At 58.4% G+C, this 8,073-nt stretch carries 9 protein-coding genes; 3 read left to right on the top strand and 6 right to left on the bottom strand.

The window, feature by feature from the left end; all coding sequences use genetic code 11:
• Positions 1–317: type II toxin-antitoxin system VapC family toxin (gene vapC / locus AC1D06_RS15500; protein WP_477986893.1), on the top strand; the 317-nt coding region annotated here is incomplete at its 5' end.
• A gap of 38 nt (positions 318–355) precedes the next feature.
• Here the strand turns inward: vapC and AC1D06_RS15495 are convergent.
• Both AC1D06_RS15495 and AC1D06_RS15490 read right to left on the bottom strand, forming a co-directional pair.
• Positions 356–2,182: a glycoside hydrolase family 113 gene (locus AC1D06_RS15495; RefSeq protein WP_477986891.1), complete on the bottom strand. Its 1,827-nt coding sequence runs from the start codon at positions 2,180–2,182 to the stop codon at positions 356–358.
• 145 nt (positions 2,183–2,327) lie between these two features.
• On the bottom strand, positions 2,328–3,221 hold the full coding sequence (locus AC1D06_RS15490) for an AraC family transcriptional regulator (RefSeq protein WP_477986889.1): 894 nt from the start codon (positions 3,219–3,221) through the stop codon (positions 2,328–2,330).
• A 201-nt stretch (positions 3,222–3,422) separates the two neighbouring features.
• Between AC1D06_RS15490 and AC1D06_RS15485 the strand changes: the two genes are divergently transcribed.
• Positions 3,423–3,551, top strand: a complete 129-nt coding sequence (locus AC1D06_RS15485; RefSeq protein WP_477875503.1) for a hypothetical protein — start codon at positions 3,423–3,425, stop codon at positions 3,549–3,551.
• Positions 3,544–3,918, top strand: a complete 375-nt coding sequence (locus AC1D06_RS15480) for an Atu4866 domain-containing protein (RefSeq protein WP_477986888.1) — start codon at positions 3,544–3,546, stop codon at positions 3,916–3,918. Before AC1D06_RS15485 ends, AC1D06_RS15480 begins: the two co-directional genes overlap by 8 nt.
• A gap of 179 nt (positions 3,919–4,097) precedes the next feature.
• Here AC1D06_RS15480 and AC1D06_RS15475 read toward each other — a convergent pair whose 3' ends face one another.
• The 4 genes from AC1D06_RS15475 to AC1D06_RS15460 form a co-directional block, all read right to left on the bottom strand.
• A complete protein-coding gene (locus tag AC1D06_RS15475; protein ID WP_477986887.1) occupies positions 4,098–5,450 on the bottom strand; it encodes a hypothetical protein in 1,353 nt (450 codons plus the stop codon).
• A gap of 9 nt (positions 5,451–5,459) precedes the next feature.
• Positions 5,460–5,714, bottom strand: a complete 255-nt coding sequence (locus tag AC1D06_RS15470) for an acyl carrier protein (protein ID WP_477986886.1) — start codon at positions 5,712–5,714, stop codon at positions 5,460–5,462.
• Positions 5,715–5,731: 17 nt separating this feature from the next.
• Positions 5,732–6,526, bottom strand: coding sequence for a YheC/YheD family protein (locus AC1D06_RS15465; RefSeq protein WP_477986898.1), 795 nt, complete (start codon positions 6,524–6,526; stop codon positions 5,732–5,734).
• A 287-nt stretch (positions 6,527–6,813) separates the two neighbouring features.
• Entirely contained in the window at positions 6,814–7,896 is a 1,083-nt protein-coding gene (locus AC1D06_RS15460; protein ID WP_477986885.1) for a YheC/YheD family protein, read from the bottom strand.
• Between the last annotated feature and the right edge of the window lie 177 nt (positions 7,897–8,073).

Genomic DNA, 8,073 nt, shown 5'->3' with positions numbered 1-8,073 from the left:
CTCTTAGGACTTCGGAAGAAGAGATAATCCTGCTTGACGTCGTCATGCTCGAAGTTCTGCAAGGTGCGCGGGACGATTTGCACAGTCGTCGGTTGGAGAGAAATATGCGTGAATTGCGGCTGGAGTGCGCGATGTCATTCGAAATAGCCGTCAATGCTGCTCAGCATTCGCGCAAACTTCGAAGCCTTGGAATCACGATCCGAAAGACGATTGATATTATCATCGGCACATGGTGCATCGAAAACCACTGTCCATTGCTGCACAACGATCGCGACTTCCTGCCAATGGTCCAGCATCTCGGGCTCAGGGAATTCTGAGCCGAAACCTGTCCCGATGCCCACTGCTATGCGCGCTTTCAGAACTCGAAGTCGCTCGCCTGCAATTCGCTCTTTTGGAAATTCTCGATGATCAGCGTGTCGTGCCCGGCGACGATCCAGAGGTCGTTGCCATGCTGTTCGGCATGGCTTTTCACCGCGTTGAAACTGTCGACGGCTTTCCAGTTGGCAACATAGATGTCGTCGCCCTTACCGAAATCGGTGATCGTGTCTTTGCCATAGCCGGTGGCGAAGCCGAATGTGTCACTGCCGGCGCCGCCGGTCAGCCTGTCGTTGCCGTAGCCGCCGTCGAGCACGTCGTCGTCGCCGTGTGATGGCGTGAGCGCCTTCGAAAGACCGGTAAGATCGACCGTAAACGAGCCGTCGGCATAGAGTGCGCCGCTATGCGGCTCCTGATCGTTGTTGGCCTTGCTCAGGTCGATCGTTTGCCCGTTGATGACGATCGAATCGACATAGAGGTTGCGATCCACCTTGCCCGCGGCATCGTCGTTGGTGAACACCACTTTCAGCGAATGGAAGCTCTTCGGGGTGGAGAAATCGTAGGCGAACTGGCTGATATCCCAGGCTTCCTTGCCTTCGTCCTTGGCCTCGCCGGTGCCGACCACCTGACCATCGATCAGTATCTTGAACTTGGCACCGACCCCATCCAGCATGTCGGCATGGGCGGTGATGGCGATCAGCGAGTCGCTGCCGGGATGCTGGGAGCTGCCGCCGATCAGCACGTCATTGCCCTCGCCGCCGATCAGGCTGTCATTGCCGTCACCGCCGAGAATCCTGGTGCCGCCGACGCCACCCACCAGGCGGTCGTTACGGACGGTGCCGAACAGCGTCATGCCGGTGTCGGGCGCGGCGTGGCCATTGTTGTCCATGCCGTACCAGAGATTGACGACTTTCTGGGCGGCCCGGCCTTGGGTGTGATAGTCCTTGTCTTCTTTATGGCCGTCGGCGCGCCAGTCCCAGATGTAGAAGCCATCGAACCAATCGCCACCCTGGCTGGCGAAGGCATTGAACATCGACTTGAAGAGGTCTGCCTGCTCCTTTTCGTCCAATGCGCCGTTGCTTGACCAGTCGCCGGGATCGATGGCGTCACCATTGATGGCGCGGAAGCCGCATTCGGTGAACTGCACATGCTTGCCGTATTTCTCAGCCAAGTCATGGACGTAATCGACAGGCGATTTGCCGTCGAGGCCGTCATCGATCTCGGCCGAACCGGAGCGATGCGTCCAGGCATATTCGAGTTCCTTGACGGTCGGATTGGTGTCCTTCACGGCAAGCGAGAAATAGCCGTCGACGCCGATCACGTCGAGCTTGTCCCAGAAGGACAGCGTCGCGGCTTCGGTCGTGGTCGCGGCATAGGTCAGTTGGCCGTGGTAGACGTCGCGGACGGCGTTGATGATGTCGAGCCATTGCGAGCGATATTTCTCCCCGGTCATCGATTCCAGTTCGCAGCCGACGGAGAAGCTTTTGACGCCTGTCTTTTCTGCAATCTCGGCATAGTGCACCTCCATCGCTTTGTAGCTCGCGAACCATTTGTCGGGATCTTTCGGATCGAGATAGGCGCGCCACTGACCATCCATCGTGTCGATGTGGGGATTGAGCAGGACATTGATCCCCTTAGCCTGTGCAGCCTTGATACCGGCGATCAGGTCCTTGTCGCTCGGGGTGATGTCGTTGGGCGCCAACGTGTCGGACTGTAGCGTCTTCTGGTAATATTCGGGGATGATGGCGATGGAGTTTGCGCCGGTCGAGACGATCTGGGACAACTGGTCCTTGGATGTCGCCGTGCCATACACACTGGTGCCATAGCCGGTGTAGTTGTAGCCCTGTACCTTGAAACTCGTCGCCATGGAACAGCCTCCCGCTGATCAACGGCTGCATGATGACTCAAGTTTATTTCAGTGCAAGCTTATAAAGACGAAATAACCGTGAAGATCAGCGCAGGCCGTGGAGAATATGCCGGCATCCGCGCTGTATGGAGCCGGCAGATGAGATTCAAGCATCCGCGTAGCGTTGCGGCTCGCTGCGCAGCCGGTCGATATCACGTTGCGGCGGGGCGCCGAACAGGCGCTTGTATTCCCGGCTGAACTGCGACGGGCTGTCATAGCCGACCGTATGACCGGCGCTCGCCGCATCCAGCGTCCGCGTCAGGATCAGCCGCCGCGCCTCCTGCAGACGCAATTGCTTCTGATACTGCAACGGGCTCATTGCGGTGGCCTCGCGGAAATGCTGGTGCAGTGACGATGGGCTCATGCCGGAGAGGGAAGCCACTTCCTCGATGCTGAAGGAGCGCGTGTAGTTCTCCTTGATCCAGGTGATGGCGCGGCCGACATGGCGGTGCTGCGCCGGCGGCTGCAGCAGGCGGCGCACGCAGGCGGCCTGCTCGCCCTTGAGCAGCCGGTAGAGGATTTCTCGCTCGATCAGCGGCGCCAATGCTTCAGCGTCCTCCGGCGTTTCGTGCAGGCGGAGCAGGCGGATCGCCGCGTCGAGCAGTTCGGCTGAGGTGTTCTGCGTCGCCATGCCGAGGCTCAACTCTTCCGAGGGGGCCGGCGTGTTCATGATCATTTCGGCAGCCAGGCTCAGGTCGAGCTCCAGTTTCATGCCGAGATAGGGCTCACCCTCGCTCGCCTCGATCACCTGACCCATGACCGGCAGATCCATCGAGACCAGGAGATGTTGCGAGGGGCCATAATGGAACACTTCTTCGCCGAGGATCATCCGCTTGCCGCCTTGGGCGATGAAGCAGATCGCTGCCTTTTGCACTGCATGATGCGGCTCAGACGGCGAGGAGCGCCGATAGATCGTCAGTCGCGGCACAGCCGTCTGGTGGCCGCCATCTTTTTCAGCGTATCGTGCAATCAGTCTTGCAAGTTCTTTATGCCGTTCCATGAAAAAATTCCGAATTCGTGGGCATTTTCATATCGCTATGGCAGGGTTTATAATCCAATCCTCTGCTTTCGCCAATTGCACGATTCTGCCATTCGGAGAATTGTGCAATCATTGTGGAGGAATGGTCTACCACCTTTTTCGTTTCCCGGGCTATATCGTCACTGCCAGCAACGCCCCAACGCAAACCAGAAAGGAAAGACCATGGCTCCGAAAACGCTCACCACTGTCATCTGGGATTTCCCGGTGCGTATTTTCAATACACTGCGCGAAAAAATCGACAGGTTCGCTCGTGATCGCGCCTTGGCGGATGAGAGGTGGCTCAATGGTTAGGCACGGAATATTGTTCGACGCGGCGAGTTTCTCGCTGTCGCTGGTGGCGGCTCTGTCGCCGTTTGCGCCGTCCTATCGCGAGGCGGCTCGCAAGAAGATCGAAGCACATAGCAAGGAGATCGGCTTGGCCGAGAACAAATATGCCGGCGTCTGGGTGACCGGTGACGGCTATATCCGCCATGAATTGCTGCCGAATGGCCGCTATGTCGAGGCGCGCGGCAACCGGGAACAGGCCTATCTCGGCCAATATTGGATGGCCGGCGACCATATCGACTATAAGGACGATACCGGCTTCACCGCCGATGGCGATTTCAAGGATGGCATCCTTTATCACGCCGGCATGGTGCTTTATCGGCGGGATAATTGAGGGTTATTTCGAAGATGGGAGGCGGCCATCAGAGCGTGAACCGCTGTCCTCACAGGCGAAGTGAGGTATGGTCGTTCATTCCCAAAAGCATTCGTCTTCTCGCCGCAGCCAGGTTTGTAATACTGCATAGTCCCGGTGCTCCAGATCAAGCCGCGTGAATAGGATTCACGCGGCATGATTTAAGCTGTCGCGACGTTTCCCAGCGCTGTCGACATCAAATCGAAGAACAGGCCCTGAGAAACTGCTTCGCTCAGCGTCCCATGGCGGGAAATACCGGGAAGGGGACGAACGGTCACATGCCGCATCGTCGCCAGCGCATCGGCCGAGCGCTCATCATAGCGGTTTTCGGCGCCATAGACGATCGTAGCGCCGGGCACCGTTTCACGACGAGCATAGAGCATTCGCAGATCGACGATGTCGTCGTCGAGACGATGGCCCGTGCGCGCTTCAATCTCCAGTCGTTTATCCGGTGTCAAGACGCCGACATAGGCGGGGCTGAATGCCAGCACGTGGTGAGCACCGAGTTCTATGCCGTAGCGAAGGGCGCCGTAGCCGCCGGAAGACTGGCCAAGGCAGATGATTTGCCGTGTTCCCATTTTTTCGCAAAGGTGCTTGAGCGCAATACAGGTCTCCCCGACATTCGAGCCAAGACCCGGAATCCCGGCAAGATAATAAGCCTCCTGCCGATCATAGAGAATGATCAGGTTAACGCCAAAGCGGCTTAAGAGCCGTTCGAGGAAGTAGACTGCAACCGTGAATCGCCGGTCGAGGCCGGTAAATGCGATGACGGTGACAGTGGAGCCTGCATCCTTGATCCGATAATCGGCCCCATCGGTCTTTACGCTTTCCGGCTGGTTCTCATACCCCGTCAGACTTGTCGACACGTCCAGCAATTTGAGGACATCCGCACGATATTTGCCGGTGCGTACCAGACAAGCCGACGCTCTGAAACTCCTGATAAACTGCGCCCTTTGCGCGAGATTGACCATTGCGCGAAGTTGCGAACCTCGACCCGCTTCGGCTGCGGCACGGAGCAGCGAGATGGCTTCCTCGACCCGCCCTTCGTTTACCATCAACTTGGCAGCCTTGAGTTTTTCCTTCAGCGTCGCGTCGCGATCGTAGGCGAGATGCAGCGCCGGGGATACCGCGTTCCAATCCCGGCCCGGCATGGCCGCCGAGGCCAACTGCGTATCGATTCCCAGATGGCTGACGGCTTCGCCATTCGACGTTCCCTGCAAGTCGGCGCCGCCAACAGCTCTCCTGAGCGCGACCAAGAGATTGCTGGCTTCAGTGCGATACCGCTCCGATCGCAGCATGCACAGGATGGCCCTTAGCCCGCGTTTGATCTGGCGCTTGCGCAGCAGATTGACCATTGCGTTCAATTGGTGGCGCTTGCTTTGGGCAGTGAGCGCTTCGAGCAGCGACAAGGCCTCCCTCAAACGCCCATCTTTGGCAAGCTTGCGGGCGACCTTGATCCTTTCCTTCGGCGTTGCATTCGGATCTTCCATCAAGCGCAGGATCGGTGCCAGCATGTCCAGCCCTCACTCCTGCCCACTGTCGATCAGTCTATCGATGATATGGTCTATCGTCGAACCGGACCTCAGGAATATTTCCGGATCGATTTCGTGCCCCAGGTCTTTTTCGACTTCCRTCGCCAACTGGATGCTGTCGACCGAGTCGATATCGAATGATCCGATCGTGTCGCTGCCATCGATGGAATCGGCGCTCCTGCCGGTCATGACCGCAATGTGCAGTTTCAGTCGATGCGATAGTTGGAGTCTCCCCTCAGCCGACATAAACGCCCCCCGTTGTTCTATCCGGCAAAATTGAGTTTAAGTGTTCCTTTCGCAATAGCCAAGCAATAATCCACGTTTACTCTGGCGCGTTCCAGATTATGTCCGGAAGACTGCGGCTGGATATTAGCTTCGATCAGCCAAATGGCGTCACTTTCATCGAGAACCATATCGACACCGAGCTCTTTGATGCGGAAATCCTGGAACCGATCCAATGTCCGGCCGAGTTCCAGAGTGAGCGATTCCGCCTCATCGCGGATTTCCTCGCTGCGGCGACATCTGCGCTGCTCGAGCGCGACAGCGATGTCGCCGCCATAGCCGCCGTTTGTCGGATTGCCCACGGAAAAGCCAATCTCGCCGATCCGGGCGCCCGACTTTACAACTCTCCAGTCGCCTGTCCCATCCTTGTGGACATCAAACCGGATGTAGAAGGCGCGGCCATCCGGCGTGACCGACTTCACATACTTTTGCAGGATATAGCGGCGATACCGGGTTCGGCCTTCGATCGTCTGGGCGGCCCGTCTGGAGACCTCTTGCAGACTGCCGGTCCAACTCTCCTGGTCAGCGCGGTGCGTCCAATCATCGGCCTGGGGAAGGATGAATTGGATACCCCGGCCGCGATTGCCGTCTGCAGGCTTGATGACCGCGGAGCCCACCTTTCTCAGCCAATCCTCGACCGCCTGCGCGACGTCTTCGTCGGGCGCGATGATCCGTTGGGGGAGAAGGTATTTTCGCAGGGGAGTGTCGGAGAGCCGCACGGGCAGGTCGGCCTTGTCGGGGCCTATGTCTTCGACGGTGGGACATTTCGATCGCATCCAGTCACGGATGTCGAGGTGCCGGCGCAATGTCGGGCGGGCTGGGATAACCGCGACATCCGGCCGAGCGATCTGCCGCTGTTGAAACGCACCGTCGATCCAGACATCAGCGCCGATTCTGTCCATCTCGACGTCGCAATCGGCGGCGTTTATCAGGCAGAATTCGCCTCCCTGTAGTATCGTCTCTGCCAGCAGAGCCCTGAGACGCAAAGGCGGAAACCGGTCGCGCTCTTCGCTGCCGAAGTGGACGATCGCGATCAACGGTTTGCCCGACGCGAACAAATCGGTCATAGCGCCTCTCGAATATATTTCGTTGCCTGTGGCAACGTGCCGGAAGCGACGGCGAAAGCATAGTCGACCGCAAACTCCGCGCGGCGCTGTTCATAGCTTGTCGTTTCCGGCTGGAGATTGGCTTCGAGTAGCCAGACATTGTCTTGTTTGTCGAGAAGCATGTCGACTCCCAGTTCGAAGATCGATGCTTCCGGATGGGCATCGAGCGCTTTCGCCGTGTTCAGGGCTAGGTTGACTGCATCATCAAAGATCAGGGATGGCGGACGGACCTTGCGCTGCCGGAGCGTGGGTTCAAGTGCTCCTAGATAACCGCCAAAGGCAATATTGCTGGCGCGTTCGCCGATTTCCGCCATTTGGGCAAATGCCCGCAAGACAGCCCATTCGCCGCTTCCATTCTTTCCGACGTCGACACGCAGTTGCAGTGCCCGGCCGTCGGCAGTCGAGGAATCCACGAATTTCTGAATGACGATCGTCCGGTAGCCTGCGCGTCCGCTGAGGTCATGTGCAATATGTTCGACGACTTCGTCCATCGTGCCGCGTCGCGTCTCGCGATTGTGCCTGACAGTCCAGTCTTCGCCATCGCGCATGATGAAACGCACGCCCCGGCCCGAACTGCTGATCGCCGGCTTGACGACGACCGAGCCATAGAGCCGCATCGCCGACATGATCGAGCCTTTGACATCGTCGGGGTTCAGCACGCCCTGAGGGATGATCCGTTCGGCCGCCGGGCTATTTTGGAGGAAGGCCCCTAGCCGCGCCTTGTCGGGTCCGCGGGCGCGTATCACCGGAAAGTGCCCCGACAGCCAGTCGAAAACATCCTGCTGCCGGCGAAGCACCGCGGCGCCGCCGAAGCAAGCGACGACATCGGGCACGTCGATCCGGGCAAAGACCCAGCGGCCGTCTTGCCAGAGGTCGCCACTGATCGTCCCTGCTTCTATATCGCAGCCCTCGCTGGTAAAAACCGCCATCGATCCGCCGCGCAGGACCACTTCGGCCAGTGTCGCCTTGAGCCGATAGGGAGGAAGCCTTGCCTTCCACGCCTCACTGACCATGAACAGGCCGAACAGCTTGGAGGTCATCAGGGCCTTTCTGCGCGCGTGGGAGAAAACAACTATGTCTCGCACTATCGTGTATTAGCGGCGGCTTTTGAAGATGCAGCGGCCGGGTTGCACACAATTCTCCGCAGGAAAAACGCTTTTCAACCAGCTCACCCGGGCCTGTGTTTCAATTCATGTGTAGCGATGACATTCGCTTGC

The sequence above is a fragment of the Rhizobium sp. P2_G2 genome (genome assembly GCF_056403555.1).
This window is presented reverse-complemented; position numbering and strand designations above follow the sequence as displayed.